Source organism: Paenibacillus sacheonensis (assembly GCF_009909195.1).
GTDB classification, from domain to species: Bacteria; Bacillota; Bacilli; order Paenibacillales; family Paenibacillaceae; genus Paenibacillus_Z; species Paenibacillus_Z sacheonensis.
In genome coordinates, this window is record NZ_JAAAMU010000012.1 from 86000 (window position 1) to 105215 (window position 19216).

Sequence of the window (19216 nt, forward strand, 5' to 3'; positions counted from 1 at the left end):
CCAGGGACGAAAGGTTGATCTTCCGTGGTACCACCCAGGTTGTTATACGCCTCACGGCACATAACCTCATAAGGTAAGAACGACGCAGAGGTCCATTCATACCTTGGCACATTAACGTGTGCCTGACGATTTTCCCTAATGCGTATCGTTGGCAAACGATACTTTTCAGGAAAACAGCTCCGAGGTGAGCTCGTTGAAAAGGGATTTTGGCGTCGGTTTCAGCAGTTCCGCACGCTCTCTGGAGCAAAAGGGCCCTTAACACTTCGTCCTCTTCATAGCCGATCACTTTATGAACCTGCACAATAACGGCAATGCCGTTCTTCTTAGCTTATCGTTTATTATATGCTTCGGGATTCCATCCGTCAAGAAGAAGGATGAGCATTCGGAGAAAAACTTATGTACGCCGGTTTTCCGCGGGAGCACGGCCCTCCAAATCGACATAGAATGTAGCATTATGATAAAGAGAGCGGGATGCCTTATGATTCGAGCACGTCAGGCGCGAACGGATGACAAAGAAATCATTCGGCTGATCAAGCAAGAGCTGATCCCTCTTTCCTATACGGCTTCCCCTCGGGATGCGCAGACCATTCGAGAGCTGCCGAAGCGTCTCGCCGAAGGCGTCTCGCTGGTCTATTCCCGCACGAAGCGCAGCCTGCCTGTGGGCTACATTCATTTCTATATTCGCGAAAGCGTGCTTCTCTACGACCTGCTGGTCGTGCATCCGCAGCATCGCGGCAAGCAAATCGGCACGACGCTCATGAACCAGGCAGAGACGCAGGCGAGAACAAAAGGCGCCAAGCTCGCCCGCCTGTTCGTCGATCACGGCAATCCAAGAGCCCAGCGGCTCTATGCCAGACTGGGCTTTCAGACTGTCCGCTATTATCCCGACTTGCGCTGCTACGAAATGATGAAATCGTTGGTGTAGCTGTTACCGCGTGTCCGACGTTCGCCCGTTTAATAGAATGGCGTGTTAACAAAACCCTGCTGGCAGCATGGATTGCAGCCGTCGAAGCCCGGGCCGCCAAAGCCGGGGCCGAAACCAGGACCCCCGAAACCGGGACCTCCGAAGCCAGGGCCTCCGAAACCGCCGCCAAAGCCGCCTCCGAAGCCAAAAGGCCCCGCGAATAAGCCGATGGCCAGCAGGTCGAACAAGACGAGCGGAATGATCGCTCTCGTCTGAACTTCTTTGCCGTTAACGACCGGTACCAGCTGCAGCTGGTTTTGGTGCATCCGTACGAGCTTGCCCGTAATGACCGATCCGTCCTTGCGAACCGCATAGATGGTCTTGCCGACCAGCTTTTGCGCTTGATCTTTTGTAACGCGTGGCATAGGATTTCCTCCTCATGATTGTACTTCCAATGCTTGCGTCTGCCTTATACGGCAAACATTCCTGCCCTGCATTTGTCTCGGAAGGTAATTCGGCGTTGTCCTATACTCTATTCGCTAGCAGGAGATTTCGATTGTACCGATGTCCATAGGGCAATACACCAATTCAACAAAACCCGCGTCTCTCGGCACGGGTTCGTACAAGCTCACGACGATTCGCATCGAGGTGCATGAATCTATGATCTTACATTGTTTGCGAGCGTCAGGTCGCCCTGCCCGCCTCTATCCCATTCCGCCGGTTAACCGATCACGGTTAATTCTTTCGGATACCGCGTCAACACTTCGACGCCTTGTGACGTTACGAGCACGTCATCCTCGATGCGCACGCCGCCTATGCCAGGGACGTAAATGCCGGGCTCGATCGTGAATGTCATGCCTTCTCGCAGCAATTCCCCGTTATTCCCGTGAATGGACGGATACTCGTGAATATCCAAGCCAAGCCCGTGTCCCAGGCGGTGATTGAATTGCGGGCCATATCCGGCTGCCGTTATCGATTCGCGCGCCGCGCGGTCCAGGCTGCCGAACGACGCACCCGGACGCACCGCCTCGACGGCCCGAAGATTGCCGGCCAGCACGGCGTTATAGATCCGCTTCATCTCGTCCGTGATTTCGCCGACCGCGAACGTTCTCGTAATGTCCGAAGCGTAGCCGTTCGCGAACACGCCGAGATCGAACAAGAGGAGCTCGCCCTCCTTCACGACATTCCGGTCAGGCATGCCGTGCGGCATCGCGGACTTCGCTCCGGCAAGGACGAGCGTATCGAACGACGGACCTTGCGCGCCGCGTTTCTTCATCTGGTATTCCAGCTCCGCGACGAGCTCGATCTCCGTGACCCCCGGCTTCACGAGGCCTATTCCTGCGCGCAGTACATCCTCGACGATCCGCACGGCTTCCCGCATCCGCTCGGCTTCCTCCGGCGCCTTGACCGCGCGCATATCGCGCAGCTGCATGCCGATATCCACGTAAGACTCCGCCCCGATCGCGCCGCTCATCGCCTCGAATCGGCTCACCGTGAGATGCTCCTTCTCGACGCCCAGGCAGCGAACGCCGCTTGGCATGAGACCGCGAAGAATCGCATGCGCATCGTCCGTATCCGCGTGGGTGTGAATGTTCGTCGCGCCGGACGCCGCTTGAGCCGCTTCATAATCGAGCGCGGGCACGAGCAGCTTCGCCTCTTCTCCGCGCGGCAGCAGCAGCCCGAGAAATCGTTCATGGGGCTCGGAGGCGAATCCCGTCAAATAATACACATGCTTAGGCGCGGTGATCAGCATCGCGTCGATACCGTTAACGTCCATGTATGCGTGCAGCTTGTTTATGCGACTGGCTGGGCTATTCATCGTATGACCGCCTTTCCATTCTATTGTACGGTCCCCTTGCGAAAGTATACAGAACGAAATAGCGCCCTCCGCAAGGGAGGGCGCTATTCATCTATGCGCTTCAAGTAAACTAGGCGTTCACTTTTTGTTTCGCAAGGTTAGCAAACGCGTTGAACGAGTTGATGTCGTTCACGGCCAGGTCGGCCAATACTTTACGGTTCACTTCAACGCCGGCTTGTTTCAAACCGAACATGAACTTGCTGTAGGACAGGCCGTTTTGACGAGCTGCCGCATTGATACGAACGATCCACAGTTTGCGAATGTCGCGTTTGTGTTGACGACGGTCGCGGTATGCGTAAAGCAAGGATTTCATCACTTGCTCTTTTGCTGTTTTAAACAGGCGGTGCTTGGAACCGAAATAACCTTTTGCCAGTTTCAAAATTCTTTTACGACGACGTGCGCGGACGAATCCGCCTTTAACTCTTGCCATGAGTAGAAACCTCCCGAGTATTAGTAAGAATAAAAATTAACCTTTGATGTTCGCAAGACCTTGAGCCAGACGCTTGATGTCGCCGGAAGCCATAAGGGGCTGCGTAGCCAGAACGCGCTTTTGACGAGCGGATTTACCCGACAGAAGGTGGTTTCTGTAAGCTTTATAACGCATTACTTTACCTGTACCCGTGATTTTGAAACGATCTTTCAAGCTGCTGTGTGTTTTCATTTTCGGCATTTGGAGTTCCTCCTCAAAGAATGTTGGTTAGGATGGTTTAGGTGCCAAAATCATGATCATGCTGCGGCCCTCAAGCTTCGGAACGCGCTCCATGACGCACAAATCGGCTACTTCGCCTGCAAGCCGGTCCAGAATTTTCTGGCCGACGGAAGCATGCGTGATTTCACGTCCGCGGAAACGAACGGAACATTTCACTTTATCGCCTTCGCCGAGAAACTTCACGACATTGCGGAATTTCGTCTGGTAGTCATTCTCGTCAATGTTTGCACGGAACCAAACTTCCTTGGTGTCGACGATCTTCTGGTTCTTGCGGGCTTCCTTCTCTTTCTTCTGCTGCTCATAACGGAATTTGCCATAGTCCATGATGCGGCACACCGGCGGTTTCGCTGTCGGTGCAACGTTTACGAGGTCCATGTTCAAATCGATTGCCATTTGCAGTGCTTCACGGAAAAGCTTAATGCCGATCTGCTCGCCTTCGGCGCCTACGACGCGGACTTCTCTCGCCCGAATCTCATCATTGATTTGATGTTCCCTGCTAATAACCTGCCACCTCCAAAGTTTATGAATCGAGAAGTCGCCTTCTCTCAAAAAGATCAGAAAAGAATGCGTAACGCTCATACTCGCTGATCTGATCTTCCCAGCAAAAGCAAAAAATGCGGGTCCGCTCGGGACCCGCATTTCAATAACCAAGATAAAAGGCATTCCAATCAGCCGACGGCTGAAGCCTGTTCTTAATCATCGATCGCAAACCGTTCAGCCGCAGCCGAATAGGTGAGAAGCGGGCGCCTCTGCTTGTGCGTAAACATGACGTTCATAATGTCTCAGACACTTTACCGAAATAATATAGCACGTTTCGTTGCCTATAGTCAACCTCAGCGTGAAACCGGATCTTGTACGACGCGGGCGTATAACGGCTTCGTATCGAGATTGCGATGATCGCTCCCGTGGTGCTCCGCACCAAAGTCGTTCTCATTCGCAATCTCGATGCTTCGCCAAACGCCTAAGCAATCGGTTAAGCTACACTTGCTTGCTCTGCACCTCTTCGAGACGAAGCACGCGCGTATGCTGCGTATGGCTCCATTGCTTGTTGTTCTGGGTGAAGAACGCATAGAACGTAATCGGCAGCCACGACAGCTGGAAGATGACCATCGAGAACAGGTGCAAGTACATCTTCCACGATTTGATCCCTTCGAGCATCATGACGAGCGGGAACATGACGACCGTTGCCGTGATGGCCACGACCGCGACCCAGCTCGGCAAATAATAATAAATCGATGCGAACACGTTGTCCGCCGGAATCAAGTTATCCATGTAAAGCAGTGCCGTGACCAGGAAGCCCAGGAACGTATTGTACACCGAGATGGAATACAGCGCCGCGTCGAACTTGACGAAGCTGCGCTCCTTGATGCTCTGCCACAAGAGCGGGAAGAAATAACTGCGCGCCACGGTAAAGTGGCCCTGCATCCAGCGCAGCCGCTGGCGCGCCGAGGCTTTGAACGTAAGGGGCTTCTCGTCGTACACCTTGGCGTCGTAATTGAGTACGGGATGAATGCCGCGTTTCACGCAGCGCATCGAGAACTCCAAATCCTCGACAAGGCTCGTCGCGCCCCAGCCCATTTCCTTGATCAGCTCGGTGTCGAAGCACATGCCCGTGCCGCCGAGGTAATTGGCCATGTTCAGGTTACGGCGGGACAGCTGCCACAGCCGGTTGCAATACCAGTACGTGATGGCATAAGAAGCGGTAACCCAGGAGTCCGTCGGATTCTTCGTATCCAGGTAACCTTGAATGACTTTATGCCCTTCGCACAAATCGTTGTTCATGTGCATCAGGAAGTCGTTGCCCACGAGGTTGTCGGCATCGAACATGACGATCGCGTCGTATTGGCGCGGCATCGCCCACAGTTCCTTCAGCATCCATTCGATCGCGTGGCCTTTGCCGCGAAGATGCGGGTTCTTGCGCTCGCAGGCCGTGACGCCGTAGCTGCGCACGATTTCGGCCGTGTTGTCCGTGCAGTTGTCGCAAATGACGAAGATATCGTAAAGTTCTTTCGGGTAATCCAGTTTCTGCAGGTTCTCGACGAGCGCCCCGACCACTTGGGCTTCATTGTGCGCGGCGACGAGGACGGCAAACGATTTTTGCGGCTTATGCTGAGCGGTTTTGCGTTTTCTGGCGATGCCGAACAGGGAAATGCAAAATTGATAAACCCCTACGAAAGCCAAAAAAACTTGAAACAAAATAATAATGGTGTTGATCATTACGTTTTGTTACCCCCTTGAGACCCCTTTTTGTCATATTCTCTCTGTTCTGTTGGTTGGACAGCCGAGGTATCTATTTTTTGTAAACCACGGCCCTACTGATTTTCCATGCTGAGCATGCATTTGTCAAAAGTGGAAATCGGCGCTGAGCGCCTGAGAAAGCGGAGAAAAGCGCTTGCATCGGAACTGTAGGGGACTGAACCCCTGTTTTCTTCCCGATCGCCCTTATTTTCAGCCATTTACAGCAAAAACATGTTTCATTTTTAATGAACGTGAAAGAAAGCTATTTGGTTTCGCCCGATTAACCCCGTGTGTGACGAATTGATGAACGCGCGGCCGGCTGAATTTCCGTCGTCTGCAGCTTAGCGAGCAGCTCGTCGAATATCGCATCCCACGACTGCCGCAGGCTGTGCGCGAGTCCCCGGGCTATAAATCGGCTGCGCATGCTTTCGTCGCGATACAGCCGTTCCAACGCATCGCAGAAGGCATCCGCATTCCCTTGCTCGCAGCACAGACCGTTCCATTCATGCCGCACCGTATCCGTGACGCCTCCGGTATCCGCGCAGACGACGGGCGTACCGCAGGCCATGGCTTCCAGCACGACGTTGCCGAATGTTTCCGTCGGCGACGGAAATAGGAACACATCCGATGCCGCGTACCACTGCTGCAGTTCCGGCATGGCGGTAAATCCCAGGAAATGCGCGGACACGCCTTCCCGAAGCGCCTGCAGCTTGAGACTATCCATGGAGGGTCCGTCTCCGGCCAGCACCAGCGTCGCTTCCGGGCATACGTCCCGCTGAAACTTCGCGAACGCCGATAGGGCAACGTTGACGTTCTTCTCCGGGGCAAGTCTGCCCGCATAAAATACGATGAACTTGCTGCGCTCCAAGCCGTGTTTGGCCAGCAGCCGCGCTTTGTCCGCATTCGGATGGTAGGCCTTCGTATCGATGCCCCGCGTCCAGACTTCCAATCGTTTCTCGTCCCACCCCCGTTCCTTCAATTCTCGAAGGGTTGATGCGGAGGGTACGAACACATACCGGCAATCGGCATGGAACCAGTCGATATACCTCCATAACATCTTAACCATCCATTGGATATTGTAAAACGCCAGATAGCGGTCAAAATGCGTATGATACGAAGCGACCAGCGGAATTCGGTGTTTTCGGGCGTAACGAATGCCGAGGAGCCCCATGTTAAACGGCGTCGCGACATGGATCATCGTCGGCCGAAACGCATGCAGCGCCCGGCGCACATGCAGCGGATTCGGCAGTGCCAAGCGGCACTCCGGGTAGAGGAAGAACGGCAGGCTGACGAAACGTTCCACAAAGGGTGAAGCTTCCGGCGACGCGGCGGCCGCTGGATCCGGGGCAAACACAAGACAAGGAATGTTCCGCGCGTGCAAGTAATCCGACCAACGCTCCAGCGTTCGTGCTACCCCGTTGATCTCCGGTGCAAACGTATCCGTGAATATAGCCAGCCGCATTCCAAATCGCCTCCGCCGTCCGGCTTGCGCAGTTCTTTCTAGGTAAAAGGTCGCTGCGGCCGGTAGTTTGGAGTGATTGTAAAGGAATTGTATTACCGGGGTATCAAGGCTTCGTGAAGGGTTGATGAAGAATTGGGATTCAAATTAATACCGGGTTAGCAGGCCGTTGATGCAGCGCAAACATTCGCGGTTTATGCTGTGGAGGAAGAGTCCCAAACTACAACGCATACCGGAGGAGATGGCCATGATCAATATGGTTTTCTGGGTGATCGCGCAGGAACAGCGGATATTCTTCTGGGCGAATCGCAGGCCGCCCCATCGGGCCGTGAACGTATGGCTGAGCAGATGGCTAGGTACGATGACCCATATGGGAGGCGCATCGTTCACCCTCCTCACGGCCCTGGCCTGCGCGCTCGCCGCCCCTGGCGCATGGAGCACGGCGGGCTGGCAGTGCGCTGCGGCCGTAACCGTCAGCCATATTCCCGTCGCCGTCGTCAAACGCAAATTCAGCCGGCTTCGTCCGTATCAAGCGCTCGCGGAAGTGCATACATGCAGAAAGCCGCTGCGCGACTCGTCGTTTCCTTCGGGTCACACAACGGCTGTATTCGCCTGGCTCACGCCTTGGCTGCTGATCGATTCCGCGCTGCTTCCGCTCCTCTTGCCGATCGCGGTGCTGATCGGGGGCTCGGTCGCTTGGTCACGCATGTATCTCGGCTTGCATTATCCTTCCGACGTCACGGTCGGCGCCGTACTTGGTTCATTGTCCTCCGTGCTCGTCTCCGCTGCCTGGTCTTTGATCTGAGCCGCGCGCTTCGCAGCCTTGTGAGCAGCGATCGCCTGCTCGCCGATGACGACTTCGACGCGGTGAATATTATTGCCGCGCTCGACGAACTTGCCCTCGTATTCCGTGAGCACGAGATCGTCGCGCAGCTCTTCCTTGTGCAGATGCAGCGAAATGCTGCGCATATGCAGCTCCATATCCGCGAAGCTGTTGAGCGAGAACTCGAACAGGGACTGCGAATCGGTTTTGAGATGAATTTCCCCGAGCTCGTTCAGAATTTCGATATATTTCGCCACGAACCGCGGATGCGTCAGACGGCGGCGCGCATGCTTCGCTTTCGGCCACGGATCGCTGAAATTCAAATGGATCCGCTGCACCTCGCCCGGCGCGAACATGCTCTCGATGCCCTCGATATTCGCGCGAAGCAGCGCAAGGTTCGGAGGCTGCGTCGTTCCGTGCGCCGCTTCCCAGGCATTGCGGGCTTTCTCGCTCGCGCGGCGAATCAGTTCATCGTACATGTCGACCCCGATATAATTAATGTGCGGGTTCCGCACGCTCATGTCGCTGATGAACTTTCCTTTGCCCATGCCGAGCTCGATATAGATCGGGTTGTCGTTCCCGAAAAACTCGCGCCAGCGTCCTTTATGCGGCGCCGCATCCAATACGACCAGCTCCGGCTGGGCTTCGATGCTTTCCAATATTCCTTTTCTTCCTCTAAGGCGCATAATGCATTCATTCCTCCACGTCTTCTTAAGCTAGTCCTTATTGTGCCCGAATTCCGTACGCCTTGTAAAGTCCGAATGCCCTTCGCTTGGCTTGAATCCGGGAACCGGCGGAGACGCATCTAATCTGGAGCGGTTGTTGCAGCTCTATATAAGCAAAATAAAAGCCGAAGGCTCCTCGCCGTCGGCTTCAGTCGGTTTAGGTTGATGATCTTAGTTCAGCAGCTGCCGAGCGGCGCTCTCCTGCGACTCGAGGATATCATGCAGCTTCTTGCGGGCGGATACTTCGATATTATGGTTACCGTGGAAGCGGATCCCTGCCAGCGACATCAATTCTTTTCTCGTTAATTCAACCGTGACTTTCTCGTCGCCCTGCGGAATTTTCACTTGCGTATTCATTCCTCATCACCTCACTGGTTTATTCATGCGAATTTCCAAAAAATCAACTTGCTATGAGGAGTAGTGTGAAGGTGGTAAAAGCAGTGATATTGTTGATCTATCGCCCTTTTAATATAACAGTTCATGTAAGGTTTAGCAAGCCCTTTTTTCAATTTAACCGCTTTCATTTTCCATCTATTTTCCCTGCTTGTACGACAATTTCCAGTGCTTTTTCGGCAGTTCGAGCGGGGTCATCATGGCGTTTTGCGCCGATATTCGTTATGATTGTAGATAAACGCTGGAACGAATTATTGAAGCAAGAGGAGCTGCAAGCACATGCACGTTCAACTCAAGCCCGATGCCGTCTCCCTCTCTCCTAGATTGTGGAGCGACAAAAGGTTTCATACATGGAATCACGAAATGCGCGAGCAGTTCGGAGGCAAAGTGTTCAAGGTCATGCTGGACGCCGGCTTCACCTGCCCCAACCGGGACGGGTCCATCGCCGCCGGAGGATGTACCTTCTGCAGCGCGCGGGGCTCGGGCGATTTTGCCGGAAGCCGCAGGGACGATCTGATCACGCAGTTCAACAAAATCCGGGATTTGCAGCATCAGAAATGGCCGGAAGCGCAGTATATCGGCTACTTCCAGGCCTACACGAACACGTATGCGCCCGTCGAGGAGCTTCGGGAATATTATGAAGCGATTCTTGCGCAGCCCGGCGTCGTCGGCCTGTCGATCGCCACGAGGCCCGACTGTCTGCCGGACGACGTGGTCGATTACCTGGCGGAGCTGAATGAACGCACCTACCTGTGGGTCGAGATGGGATTGCAGACGATTCACGAGTCGACCTCCGCGCTCATTAACCGCGCTCATGACACCGCGTGCTACGAGGATGCCGTGAAACGCCTGCGTGCCCGCGGCATTCGCGTCTGCGCCCACGTCATCTACGGCTTGCCGCAGGAAACGCACGAGATGATGATGGACACGGGACGCGCCGTCGCCGCAATGGATGTGCAGGGCATCAAGATCCACCTGCTGCATCTCATGCGCAAGACGCCGATGGTCAAGCAGTACGAGGCCGGGCTGCTGCGATTCCTGGATCGCGATGAATACGTGAAGCTGATCGTCGACACGCTCGAGGTGCTCCCGCCGGACATGATCGTGCACCGGTTGACGGGCGACGCGCCTCGCGACCTGCTCATCGGGCCGATGTGGAGCCTGAAGAAATGGGAAGTGCTCAACGCCATCGACCATGAGCTGACCAGCCGCGATACATGGCAAGGCCGTCTGTGGGAGGCGCCTTAAATGGGCTTCCTCAGCGTGCTCGGCATGGCGCAGCGGCTGGTGAAGGAGCGTGCGGCACCGGGAAGCGTCGTCATTGACGCCACGTGCGGCAACGGAGTGGACACGCAGTTTTTGGCGGAGCTTGTCGGTCCGCGCGGAACGGTGTATGCATTCGACATCCAAGAAGCGGCGCTCGAGCGGACGCGGGCGCGCCTGCTCAAGTCCGCGGGAGACCCTTCGGCGGCGAGCGCCGGCGCACAGCTTCGTCTCGTGCATGCCAGCCATGCAGATATGGACAAGCATGTTCGCGCCGAGGACCGCGGCGCCATTGCCGCCGTCATGTTCAATCTCGGGTATTTGCCGGGAGCGGACGCGGATCAGACCGTCATCACGGAGCCGTCCTCCACGCTCGCCGCGCTGGAAGCGTCGCTGCGGCTGCTTCGGCCTGGCGGCGTCATTGCCGCCGTTCTCTATCCCGGCCATGCCGGCGGGGCCGAAGAAGCGGAAGCTGTCGCCGCATGGGCCGCATCTCTGCCGCAGAAAGCCGGTCAGGCCATGATCTATCGAATGGTACAGAAGCCCGAAGCGCCTTTTCTTATCGCCATCGAGAATAGACAAGACGGCTGAGGAGCGTTTAACGTCCGTACCGTTCACGCTTTAGTCAGGTTCAAGTTAAGAAGGCAGTCGCAGTCTCGGTATACCACATTAAGGAGGAATTATTCATGGCAGTTCGCAAATTGGAGCATGTCGGCATTATGGTCAGCAATATGGAGCAGTCCATCGCGTTTTACACCGAGGTCGTCGGACTGAAGCATCTCTACACGATGATGCATACCGACGGGGTTATTCGCCTGGCATTCCTGGCGGGAACAGACGGAGAGGAAAGCGAAATCGAGCTGATCGAGAACTATCCCGGCGCGCTGGCCGCCGAAGGCCGCACCCATCATGTCGCCTTCACGGTCGACGATGTCGAAGCGGAATTCGAACGGATCAAGAGCCTTGCGGGCGTGAAGCTGCGCGACGCGGAAATCACGACGCTGCCGAACGGCGCGCGGTATTTCTTCTTCGAAGGTCCGGACGGCGAATTCCTCGAGATGTTCCAGCCTGGCAGAAAGCTGTAAACGAACAAGCCTTTGTTTTATTTAGAAACCGTCCTGACGATGACATTCGTAAGCGGGAATTCCAAAACAGAGAGAGTACATAAAAGGAGAGAATCACATTGACACAAGCTTACCCCCTGCAATTTAAACCGGAAATGAAAGAACGGATCTGGGGCGGCCGCGCGCTCGAGCAATTCGGCCTCGACCTGCCGGAAGGCGCCATCGGCGAAGGCTGGATGATCGGCGACCATCCGAACGGCACGACCAAAGTCATGAACGGCGCGCTGGCCGGCCTCGGCCTCGACGAAGTGCGCGAACGCTACGGACGCGTATTCTTCGGTACGAAAGGCTATGTCGAGAATGGCCGCTTCCCGCTGCTGATCAAGCTGCTGGACTGCAACGACGACCTGTCCATCCAGGTTCATCCGACCGATTCCTACGACCGCCTGCCGAAGGGCGAGCTGGGCAAGACGGAGATGTGGTACATCCTCGCCGCCGAACCGGGCGCTAAGATCATCTACGGGCTCAAAGACGGCGTCGACCGTCCGGCACTGGCCGCGGCCATCGAAGAAGGCCGCGTCATGGATTGCCTGCAGGAAGTGCCCGTAGAGGCCGGCGACGCGTTCTACATTCCGGCCGGCACGATTCACGCGCTGTGCGCTGGCGTTGTCGTAGCGGAGATTCAGCAAAATTCCGATACGACGTACCGGGTGTTCGATTACAACCGCCCGGGTCTGGACGGTAAGCTCCGCGAGCTGCATGTCGAAGACTCCCTCAACGTGACCGCTTATGAAGGCGCCGGCGCAAGCCGCATGAAGACGGACGGCATCGGAGGCAACGAATGGCTGGCCATTGCGGAATCGCCGTATTTCATTGTCGAGAAAGGCCTCGTCCGCGCGCCGTGGAAGCTGGCAACCACGCCGGAATCCTTCGTCATTCTCGTCATCGCCGAAGGCGAAGGCACGCTTGGCTGGGACGGCGGCAAACAGGACGTGAAAGCGGGCGAATGCTTCCTGCTTCCGGCGAGCCTTGGCGGCTACGAGCTGGACGGCAGCATGACCGTGCTTCGCAGCGTAACGCCTTAAGCTAGGGTCGTTATCGCACAAGCAAGAAGGGTTGTTAAAGGCCATAGGGCAACAAGGCAAACAAAGAGAGCCGTTTCAGCGCACTTCCGGGCTGCTGCAGCAAACAAAAACGACGTTTCCGTAAATACGGGACGTCGTTTTTTGGTTCGCTCATTTATTCACGCGGACCACGTAAGGAGCCGTGATGACTTCGCCGCGATATTGAAACTGGGCCCACAGCTTATACGTGCCTGCCTTCGGAAACTCCGTATGGAACATGACGCTGGAGCCGGTGCTCATCTCGGCGGCGGCATGCACGTGCACGTATTGATTGGCGTTCTCGTCCAGGATCACGCAGTGGCCGAACGTGCCGAGATAAGGCTCGAGCACGATCCGCTCGCCCGTACCCGCTTTACTCAAGCTGAAATTCAGCATGGCCATCTCGCCTGCTTTGAACTCGCCCACCTCGGGCATCGCGGACAGCTTGATCTCGATGCCGTTCGAGACGACCGCTTCGGAACCGCTCGCGACGAGCGCCGTCGGGTCCGGCTCTGTCCCCAGGGCGTTCATCCAGGCTTTATGAACGGTCAGCCCTTTTCCGTCCGGCATGAATTCCGATACGAGCAGGAACGGCCCGCCGTGCGGGAAGGTCACCTTCACCCGAAACCGTCCCTCGCCCTCGTAAGTCGGATGAAGATGCTGGAACGAGGACAGGTCCTTGCTGACGACGATCAGATGCATCAGCTTCGTCATATCTTCCGCGAATTCATCGACCGGCTGCCCGGCTGGATTCCGGACCTGCAGCAGGAGCGAGGCCTCCTTGCCGGACTCCGGCTGACCTTCTTCCGCAGTCTCCGTCACTGTATAGCCTCGATCGGATACGTTCGTCATCTGACCCGCTTGCTGCAAATAATGAAGAAGCCCTTTCGCGGGCGGCCGAACCTCTACGCTGTTCATCGTCCCGCCTCCGCAGCCGCCGAGCAGCAAAACCAGCGCGGTTACCATAACCATCGCTCCGTGAAGCGGCATTCGCTGCCTCTTCATCGCCTCATCCCTTTGCAGGCGTCTTCTGCGCGGCGAGCAGCTGCAGCCCCATCGATAAAAGCGCAGCCTCGACGATCGAGCCTGCCCACAGCTCGGTCTCCCATCCGATCCCGTCCGAAATCGCCATCCAAGCATAATAAAAGCTCCACAGCGCAATCGGCACGACCGCCGCGAGGATACGTTCGCCGGACACGCGTCCTTCCCGGACCCGAAGCACGCGATAGAGGATATCGCCGATCAGTCCGGCTCCAAGCGCGATGAAGATGGAGGGATAGTTCTGGAAGCCGTCCAACACGTTCATCATCACCGTGATCAGCGCAAATAACAAGCCCATCGTGCCGATCGGCAGCTGCCAGCGCTTCATGAGCAGGAAGACGGGGAACATGTACACGACCGTATCGATCAAGATGTACGACAACCCGCGGAGTTGATTATTCTCGGCGATGAGGCCCCCGTCTCCGAACTGTACGGCATACCAGTCCACGGACGATGAAGCAGGCAAATTGTAACGGAACGCCCATGCATACATGAGGAAGAAGCTGACTGCGCCCGTCGTGGCAACGAGCGATAGAAAGATGGGCGTGAACGCCGACCATGTCGGCTTCTGCAGGGAAGCATGATGCCAGCCGGCGCGAAAAGGACTGGATAAGATCAAGAGAGCGCCGATAAGGAGAACAAGGTGCGTGGGACTAAGAAGCGCGGAAACGTTTTGTTCAATGCCGAATACGGTGTGCCAAATCATATCGCCCAAACCGCCAAGCAGGAAGATGAATACCCCTGCGAGTCCAAGTCCGTAACCGACCGGCACGGCTTCCCGCCAAGTCGAACCCGACTGGGTTTTCGAGCGATACAGCAGCCAGCCCATCCATATGGCCGATGCCATGAAACCCGAGTACAGAATCGCATGCCACGGAGTGAAGAACGTCTCCACGACGCCATGGTTATGCGCGAAACCATCGACGAACACGCCTCCGATAAGCCAAATGCCGAACAGAATCGTGATGTATTCCTTGTTCGTGGACAATCGGACCTCCGGTCCTCTAGCTGCCGCTAACGATACCTGCATCATTATCCGCCTCCCATGTGTAAACATGAATTGCCATGCGCATGCAGACTGTGCCCGGCTGTATGTTCCAATTGTAACCGCATTCGGAGGCGAAAGAAAAGAGACTGCCGAATCAATCGGCAATCTCTTCGCGGCCTCTCAGTACCCCCCGCGCCTCCAGGATCGAGACGATGGCAAAAGCGGCGAATATGGACATCAAGCACATGAGCGGATAACCATAGCGCCCGAAGGTAATAAATGGTAGATGAATGAACCAATAATAGACAAAGGGCAGCAGAATGGGCAGCACGAGCTTAAAGCGGCGCCGGAGCATCGTCAGGAGGATTCCCGCGAAGCCGGCCAGGACGTAGATCCAATGCACGACATTGATGGCCGGCCGCGGCAGTCCCGGAACCGGGCGGGAGTAGAACGGGTTCTCGAACAGCTGGATGGACTTGCCGACCGTAAACCAGTACGTATAGTCCAGCGTCTGATGCTTGAAGCCGTATGCGATAAGCCTTTTGGCCGTCCGCTTCTGCTCGGTATCGTAGCCGGCGAACAGATTATTGCTGTCTCCCTTGTACTCCGGATACTGCTCGAAGAATCCCTTCGGCGGCGCGGCGCGCTCGATCAGCGCGCCCAGCAGCATCGGATTGCCCGTGGACTTCGTAAACGGAATGAACGCGTGAAAATCATTATAATTGCGAATCCACCAAGGCGTGAGCAGCAGCATGCTGCAGGCGGCGACGATCGCCGTGTATTTGACGATCTCTCCCCAGCTGTAATTGCGGACGAGCCATAGGATAAGCAGGCAGACCGGAATCAGCGCGCACTGCGGCTTCACGTAACAGGCCAGCCCCAGCATGATGCCGGCAAAGACGTAAGCGCCCGCCGTTCGCCGCTTTACCGCGTACAGAAAGCTCGCGATCAGCAACAAAAAGAGCAGTTTGAACGTCGATTCGGTTAGAATCGCACCGGAGGCGAACAAGTTCGGGATATACAGCGCATCGAGCAGCACCGCAGCGACGGCCACTCGCCTGCCCAGCGTCTCGCGGGCCAGGACGAAGATAAGATACACCGAGGCCGCCTGCATGAAGCACTGCAGCAGCCGGAAGCCCATGACCGCGGCGTCGCGTTCCAGGAACGTCATAAAGCCGCTCAGCATGACCGGAATGGCCGGCATGATGAAATTCGTCGGCTGCATGCCGCTGTTGTAGACGAGCGTTCCTTGTTCGACCAGCACCTGCGCGGAATACACGTACTTGACGTCATCGTTGTTGCGCAGTTCGTAGGAGCCCAGCAGGAAATGATCGCCCAGCCACAGCACGACTGCCATATGTACCAGAAGCACGGCCGCCATTACGATCCATATAAACATCCGCATGCGGGAGGTTTCCAAGCGTAGTGAAAACAAAGAAAAGCTCCTTTCCAATAATCTAATAGTCTTTTATAATCGATTTCTATTATACTATATAAGATTCGGCAAGAAGCAACCTCCGCAGCAACGCAGGATAGAAAGAAGGTTTAACCGCATGCAGCAGCAGCGCAACAGCGATATTTTGGTCATCATTCCGGCGTACAACGAAGAAGCGACGCTGGCCCGGACCGTCCATGAGTTGAAGCGGCATACCCCATACGATTTCGTCGTCATCGACGACGGCTCCACCGACCGCACGCCCGATATTATCCGCAAGGAAGGGTTTCCTTCGCTGCGGCATGCCGTCAATCTCGGCATCGGCGGCTCCATGCAGAGCGGCTACAAATACGCGGCCCGCGGAGGATATACGTACGCGATCCAATTGGATGCGGACGGACAGCATCGCCCCGAGGACATCGAGAAGCTGGTCCGCGAAATCGGAAGCAGCGGCTGCGACATGGTCATCGGCTCGCGTTTCGTCGAGAAGAGCAGCTATCGGGGCAGTCTTTCCCGGCGCCTCGGCATCTTATATTTCCACCAGCTGATCCGGCTCCTGACCGGCATTCCCGTCCATGATCCTACCTCCGGCTTCCGCATCGTCGGCCGCGCGGCCATCGAGCAGTTCGCGCGTCACTATCCGACGGATTATCCCGAGGTCGAAGTTCTGGTCAGCTTGTCCAAGCGCGGCTTCCGCATGAAGGAGATCAGCGTGGAGATGCGCAGCCGTCAAGGCGGCACATCCTCCATCAACTGGTCCAAATCGATTTATTACATGATGAAGGTAACCTTGTTCTCGCTCATTCGCAAAAGCTTCTCCTAAGCGGGAACGAATCTTCGAAAGGATCTGCAAGCCATGAACCAGTTTGTCGCCATACTGATTACCGTCTTCTTCCTTGGGCTCATCATCTACTTTACAGTGACGCATAAGCTGAAGGACCGCTATGCGTTCTTGTGGCTCGTAACCGCCGCAGCCGGCGTCCTGGCGGCAGCCTGCATTCCTCTGCTCAACCGGTTTGCCCTATGGATCGGCATCGCCTACATGCCCACGTTCGTGTTTCTCGTCACGATCATCTTCATTCTCGCCCTGCTCGTCCGGCAGACCATCAGCTTATCCAAGCAGGCGGATAAAATCAAAACCCTGACGCAGGAATTCGCCGTCATGGAGAAGAGGCTGCTGGAGCTGGTACGCAAGACGGAAGGACGTGAGCCGCTATGAACGCCGTCCAATTCGTGCTGATTCTGGCGAACACGCTGATGCTCGTAACGGGGCAGTTCCTATGGAAATACGGGCTGATGCAGCGCGACAAGCCGTTCGAATCGCTGCGCGCCATCCTGGAGCTGATGTTCTCGCCCTGGATACTCGGCGGCTTGTTCATTTACGGCTGCGCGACCGTCCTATGGCTCTTTATCGTATCCAAGGTCGATCTGGGCCTCGCGTACCCGATCCAAAGTCTCGCTTACATCATCTCCATCGTCGGCGCGTACTACCTGTTCGGCGAATCGTTGAACGGCCTGAAGATCGCCGGCTGCCTGCTCATCCTGGCAGGTGTCGCCTGTATCGGCCTGTCGGCCAAATACGCGTAACCAGTACGCAAAGCAAACAAAAGCACGACGCAAGCCGAAGCCGCCTGCAGCTGCGATTCGCAGACAGACGCCTAAGCTTGGTCGTGCTTTTTTGTCGATGCATCATCGCACCTGTTAGCCGTGATTATAAGTCTGCGTTCGGATCTTCGAGACCGCAGCTGTCGTCCGTGCACACTTGGCCGGTGCCACGGTTCGTCGATGACGGATCGAGCAGGATCAGCGGCTTCTCTTCTTCCCAGCACGTGTTCAGCACGTCGAGGAACACTTCGCTCGGCTGTGCGCCCGCAACCGCGTATTTGCGATTGATGACGTAGAACGGCACGCCGTTCGCGCCCAGCTGCGAGGCTTCGCGGCATTCCGCCTGCACCTCTTCCGTGAATTCGTCGCTGCTCAGCACCGCTTCGGCTTCCTTCGGATCCAATCCCAGCTCGGCAGCGATATCGATCAACGTCTCCATCCTACCGATCCGCTTGGAATCGGTAAAATACGCCTTGAACAGCAGCTCCGCCGCTTCCGTCCGCTTGCCGAACCGTCCGGCGTAATGGATCAGCCGATGGGCGTCGAGCGAATTGGCCGGATGCGCATGCTCGAAATTGTAGGTCAGCCCCAATTCGGCCGCTTGCTGAACCAAATTCTCGTGCATCGCCTCGGACTGTTCCCGGCTGATGCCGTATTTCTTGGCGACAAGACCGTACGCATCCTGCTCCGGATCCTTCTCCGCGTTCGGATCCAGTTGGAAGCTCCGATACACGACCTCGATCTCTTCCTTATGCGCGAACTTCGCAAGCCCCGCTTCAAAGCGCCGTTTACCGATATAACAGAACGGACAGGCAATATCGGACCATACTTCCACTTTCATCTTCCCAATCACTCCCGTGCTCATAGTCATTCATGGACTGTATTATACCTTCAACCTTCCTCCAGGTCGAATCCTAACCGATGTCGGCCGACAGCGAAAGCAGGAGTCGCCGTCGCTGCCTAGAATTGTACATCCAAGACCATTCCAATTTCGAAAAGAGGCCTGACGGTGCGCAATAATATATTCATCGCGGAAGCGAATAGGCAAAGCTTCACTTGGGATAACGAACCGGAACGCTGGTCGTATACGGAGGACGGCGGACTCTTCGTGCTGGCGCCGGCGAAGGCCGACTATTATCAGGACCCTGCCGGTAAGCATATCGTCAGCTCCGCGCCGTTCCTGCACCGGCCGGCCGGGAGCTCCTTCGAGCTCACGACCAGGCTTGGCGCGGAGATGAAGCACCAGTACGACTCCGGCTGCCTGATGGTGCTCGCGGATGACCGAAACTGGGCCAAGCTGTGCTTCGAGCACAACGGGCGCTATGCGACGATCGTCTCCGTCGTGACGCAGGACGGCGTGTCGGACGATTGCAATTCCATGCGCGTCGACATCGACAAGCCTTATCTGCGCATCGCGAGAGCCGGTGCCTGCATCACCTTCCATTATTCGCTGGATGGCGAACGATGGGAACAGGTCCGATACTTCGGCATGAAGCTGCCGGACGCATGCCGGGTCGGCGTCGTGGCGCAGTCGCCGCAAGGAACGGGCTGCGCGGTCGAGTTCGATTTCCTTACGCTGACCGAACCCGCCGACGAATAACAGCCGTA

Annotated in this window: 23 protein-coding genes; 10 read left to right on the forward strand and 13 right to left on the reverse strand. The window is 56.2% G+C overall.

The window, feature by feature from the left end; genetic code table 11:
• Positions 1–478 precede the first annotated feature (478 nt).
• Positions 479–925 (forward strand): GNAT family N-acetyltransferase, encoded by a 447-nt coding sequence (locus tag GT003_RS21120; protein ID WP_161701525.1) that lies wholly within the window; start codon positions 479–481, stop codon positions 923–925.
• Positions 926–954: 29 nt separating this feature from the next.
• On the opposite strand, the gene GT003_RS21125 is transcribed toward GT003_RS21120, so the two are convergent.
• The 7 genes from GT003_RS21125 to GT003_RS21155 form a co-directional block, all read right to left on the reverse strand.
• Positions 955–1329 (reverse strand): hypothetical protein, encoded by a 375-nt coding sequence (locus GT003_RS21125; protein WP_161701527.1) that lies wholly within the window; start codon positions 1327–1329, stop codon positions 955–957.
• 296 nt (positions 1330–1625) lie between these two features.
• Positions 1626–2723, reverse strand: coding sequence for a M24 family metallopeptidase (locus GT003_RS21130; protein WP_161701529.1), 1098 nt, complete (start codon positions 2721–2723; stop codon positions 1626–1628).
• A 109-nt stretch (positions 2724–2832) separates the two neighbouring features.
• Entirely contained in the window at positions 2833–3192 is a 360-nt protein-coding gene (gene rplT / locus GT003_RS21135) for a 50S ribosomal protein L20 (protein WP_161701531.1), read from the reverse strand.
• A 36-nt stretch (positions 3193–3228) separates the two neighbouring features.
• Entirely contained in the window at positions 3229–3432 is a 204-nt protein-coding gene (rpmI, locus tag GT003_RS21140) for a 50S ribosomal protein L35 (protein WP_161701533.1), read from the reverse strand.
• A 27-nt stretch (positions 3433–3459) separates the two neighbouring features.
• Complete coding sequence (gene infC, locus GT003_RS21145; protein ID WP_161701535.1) at positions 3460–4050, reverse strand: translation initiation factor IF-3; 591 nt, start codon at positions 4048–4050, stop codon at positions 3460–3462.
• A gap of 399 nt (positions 4051–4449) precedes the next feature.
• Complete coding sequence (locus GT003_RS21150; protein WP_161701537.1) at positions 4450–5688, reverse strand: glycosyltransferase family 2 protein; 1239 nt, start codon at positions 5686–5688, stop codon at positions 4450–4452.
• A gap of 301 nt (positions 5689–5989) precedes the next feature.
• A complete protein-coding gene (locus GT003_RS21155; protein WP_161701539.1) occupies positions 5990–7171 on the reverse strand; it encodes a glycosyltransferase family 4 protein in 1182 nt (393 codons plus the stop codon).
• Positions 7172–7415: 244 nt separating this feature from the next.
• On the opposite strand from GT003_RS21155, the gene GT003_RS21160 reads away from it, so the two are divergent.
• On the forward strand, positions 7416–7973 hold the full coding sequence (locus tag GT003_RS21160) for a phosphatase PAP2 family protein (protein WP_161701541.1): 558 nt from the start codon (positions 7416–7418) through the stop codon (positions 7971–7973).
• Here the strand turns inward: GT003_RS21160 and trmB are convergent.
• Together trmB and GT003_RS21170 are read right to left on the reverse strand one after the other, a co-directional pair.
• A complete protein-coding gene (gene trmB / locus GT003_RS21165) occupies positions 7892–8677 on the reverse strand; it encodes a tRNA (guanosine(46)-N7)-methyltransferase TrmB (protein WP_161701543.1) in 786 nt (261 codons plus the stop codon). The two genes, GT003_RS21160 and trmB, sit on opposite strands and share 82 nt — an antisense overlap.
• Positions 8678–8887: 210 nt before the next feature.
• Entirely contained in the window at positions 8888–9073 is a 186-nt protein-coding gene (locus GT003_RS21170; protein ID WP_161701545.1) for a hypothetical protein, read from the reverse strand.
• 315 nt (positions 9074–9388) lie between these two features.
• Between GT003_RS21170 and mnmL the strand changes: the two genes are divergently transcribed.
• From mnmL to GT003_RS21190, 4 genes are all read left to right on the forward strand, one after another.
• Positions 9389–10357, forward strand: a complete 969-nt coding sequence (gene mnmL / locus GT003_RS21175) for a tRNA modification radical SAM protein MnmL/YtqA (protein ID WP_161701547.1) — start codon at positions 9389–9391, stop codon at positions 10355–10357.
• Positions 10358–10963, forward strand: a complete 606-nt coding sequence (gene mnmM, locus GT003_RS21180) for a tRNA 5-(aminomethyl)-2-thiouridylate-methyltransferase MnmM (protein ID WP_161701550.1) — start codon at positions 10358–10360, stop codon at positions 10961–10963.
• A gap of 95 nt (positions 10964–11058) precedes the next feature.
• Entirely contained in the window at positions 11059–11457 is a 399-nt protein-coding gene (locus GT003_RS21185) for a VOC family protein (RefSeq protein ID WP_161701552.1), read from the forward strand.
• 98 nt (positions 11458–11555) lie between these two features.
• On the forward strand, positions 11556–12521 hold the full coding sequence (locus tag GT003_RS21190; RefSeq protein ID WP_161701554.1) for a type I phosphomannose isomerase catalytic subunit: 966 nt from the start codon (positions 11556–11558) through the stop codon (positions 12519–12521).
• Positions 12522–12671: 150 nt separating this feature from the next.
• Here the strand turns inward: GT003_RS21190 and GT003_RS21195 are convergent, their stop codons facing one another.
• The 3 genes from GT003_RS21195 to GT003_RS21205 all read right to left on the reverse strand — a co-directional run bounded on the left by GT003_RS21195 (position 12672) and on the right by GT003_RS21205 (position 16003).
• Positions 12672–13529: a hypothetical protein gene (locus tag GT003_RS21195; protein ID WP_161701556.1), complete on the reverse strand. Its 858-nt coding sequence runs from the start codon at positions 13527–13529 to the stop codon at positions 12672–12674.
• Positions 13530–13548: 19 nt separating this feature from the next.
• A complete protein-coding gene (locus GT003_RS21200) occupies positions 13549–14613 on the reverse strand; it encodes a hypothetical protein (protein ID WP_161701558.1) in 1065 nt (354 codons plus the stop codon).
• Between the two features lie 109 nt (positions 14614–14722).
• Positions 14723–16003, reverse strand: a complete 1281-nt coding sequence (locus tag GT003_RS21205; RefSeq protein ID WP_161701560.1) for an ArnT family glycosyltransferase — start codon at positions 16001–16003, stop codon at positions 14723–14725.
• 118 nt (positions 16004–16121) lie between these two features.
• Here GT003_RS21205 and GT003_RS21210 point away from each other — a divergent pair, with 118 nt between their 5' ends.
• The 3 genes from GT003_RS21210 to GT003_RS21220 are packed head-to-tail and all read left to right on the forward strand — an operon-like array spanning position 16122 to position 17590.
• Positions 16122–16826 carry a glycosyltransferase family 2 protein gene (locus GT003_RS21210; RefSeq protein ID WP_161701562.1) on the forward strand — a complete coding sequence of 235 codons (705 nt, stop codon included), beginning with the start codon at positions 16122–16124 and terminating at the stop codon, positions 16824–16826.
• Between the two features lie 33 nt (positions 16827–16859).
• Complete coding sequence (locus GT003_RS21215) at positions 16860–17222, forward strand: DUF2304 domain-containing protein (protein WP_161701565.1); 363 nt, start codon at positions 16860–16862, stop codon at positions 17220–17222.
• The gene (locus GT003_RS21220) at positions 17219–17590 is read left to right on the forward strand and encodes an EamA family transporter (RefSeq protein WP_161701567.1); all 372 of its coding nucleotides are present in this window, start codon (positions 17219–17221) and stop codon (positions 17588–17590) included. Before GT003_RS21215 ends, GT003_RS21220 begins: the two co-directional genes overlap by 4 nt.
• Before the next feature lie 124 nt (positions 17591–17714).
• Here the strand turns inward: GT003_RS21220 and GT003_RS21225 are convergent, their stop codons facing one another.
• Positions 17715–18449, reverse strand: a complete 735-nt coding sequence (locus GT003_RS21225; protein ID WP_161701569.1) for a DsbA family oxidoreductase — start codon at positions 18447–18449, stop codon at positions 17715–17717.
• A gap of 168 nt (positions 18450–18617) precedes the next feature.
• Here GT003_RS21225 and GT003_RS21230 point away from each other — a divergent pair, with 168 nt between their 5' ends.
• A complete protein-coding gene (locus GT003_RS21230) occupies positions 18618–19208 on the forward strand; it encodes a DUF1349 domain-containing protein (protein WP_161701571.1) in 591 nt (196 codons plus the stop codon).
• The last annotated feature ends 8 nt before the right edge of the window (positions 19209–19216 follow it).

Bases quoted from the DNA above. Each gene is read 5' to 3' on its own strand.
- GT003_RS21120 (WP_161701525.1), top strand. From the start codon at position 479: ATGATTCGAGCACGTCAGGCGCGAACGGATGACAAAGAAATCATTCGG.
- GT003_RS21125 (WP_161701527.1), bottom strand. From the start codon at position 1,329: ATGCCACGCGTTACAAAAGATCAAGCGCAAAAGCTGGTCGGCAAGACC.
- GT003_RS21130 (WP_161701529.1), bottom strand. From the start codon at position 2,723: ATGAATAGCCCAGCCAGTCGCATAAACAAGCTGCACGCATACATGGAC.
- rplT (WP_161701531.1), bottom strand. From the start codon at position 3,192: ATGGCAAGAGTTAAAGGCGGATTCGTCCGCGCACGTCGTCGTAAAAGA.
- rpmI (WP_161701533.1), bottom strand. From the start codon at position 3,432: ATGCCGAAAATGAAAACACACAGCAGCTTGAAAGATCGTTTCAAAATC.
- infC (WP_161701535.1), bottom strand. From the start codon at position 4,050: ATGAGCGTTACGCATTCTTTTCTGATCTTTTTGAGAGAAGGCGACTTC.
- GT003_RS21150 (WP_161701537.1), bottom strand. From the start codon at position 5,688: ATGATCAACACCATTATTATTTTGTTTCAAGTTTTTTTGGCTTTCGTA.
- GT003_RS21155 (WP_161701539.1), bottom strand. From the start codon at position 7,171: ATGCGGCTGGCTATATTCACGGATACGTTTGCACCGGAGATCAACGGG.
- GT003_RS21160 (WP_161701541.1), top strand. From the start codon at position 7,416: ATGATCAATATGGTTTTCTGGGTGATCGCGCAGGAACAGCGGATATTC.
- trmB (WP_161701543.1), bottom strand. From the start codon at position 8,677: ATGCGCCTTAGAGGAAGAAAAGGAATATTGGAAAGCATCGAAGCCCAG.
- GT003_RS21170 (WP_161701545.1), bottom strand. From the start codon at position 9,073: ATGAATACGCAAGTGAAAATTCCGCAGGGCGACGAGAAAGTCACGGTT.
- mnmL (WP_161701547.1), top strand. From the start codon at position 9,389: ATGCACGTTCAACTCAAGCCCGATGCCGTCTCCCTCTCTCCTAGATTG.
- mnmM (WP_161701550.1), top strand. From the start codon at position 10,358: ATGGGCTTCCTCAGCGTGCTCGGCATGGCGCAGCGGCTGGTGAAGGAG.
- GT003_RS21185 (WP_161701552.1), top strand. From the start codon at position 11,059: ATGGCAGTTCGCAAATTGGAGCATGTCGGCATTATGGTCAGCAATATG.
- GT003_RS21195 (WP_161701556.1), bottom strand. From the start codon at position 13,529: ATGCCGCTTCACGGAGCGATGGTTATGGTAACCGCGCTGGTTTTGCTG.
- GT003_RS21200 (WP_161701558.1), bottom strand. From the start codon at position 14,613: ATGATGCAGGTATCGTTAGCGGCAGCTAGAGGACCGGAGGTCCGATTG.
- GT003_RS21210 (WP_161701562.1), top strand. From the start codon at position 16,122: ATGCAGCAGCAGCGCAACAGCGATATTTTGGTCATCATTCCGGCGTAC.
- GT003_RS21215 (WP_161701565.1), top strand. From the start codon at position 16,860: ATGAACCAGTTTGTCGCCATACTGATTACCGTCTTCTTCCTTGGGCTC.
- GT003_RS21220 (WP_161701567.1), top strand. From the start codon at position 17,219: ATGAACGCCGTCCAATTCGTGCTGATTCTGGCGAACACGCTGATGCTC.
- GT003_RS21225 (WP_161701569.1), bottom strand. From the start codon at position 18,449: ATGAAAGTGGAAGTATGGTCCGATATTGCCTGTCCGTTCTGTTATATC.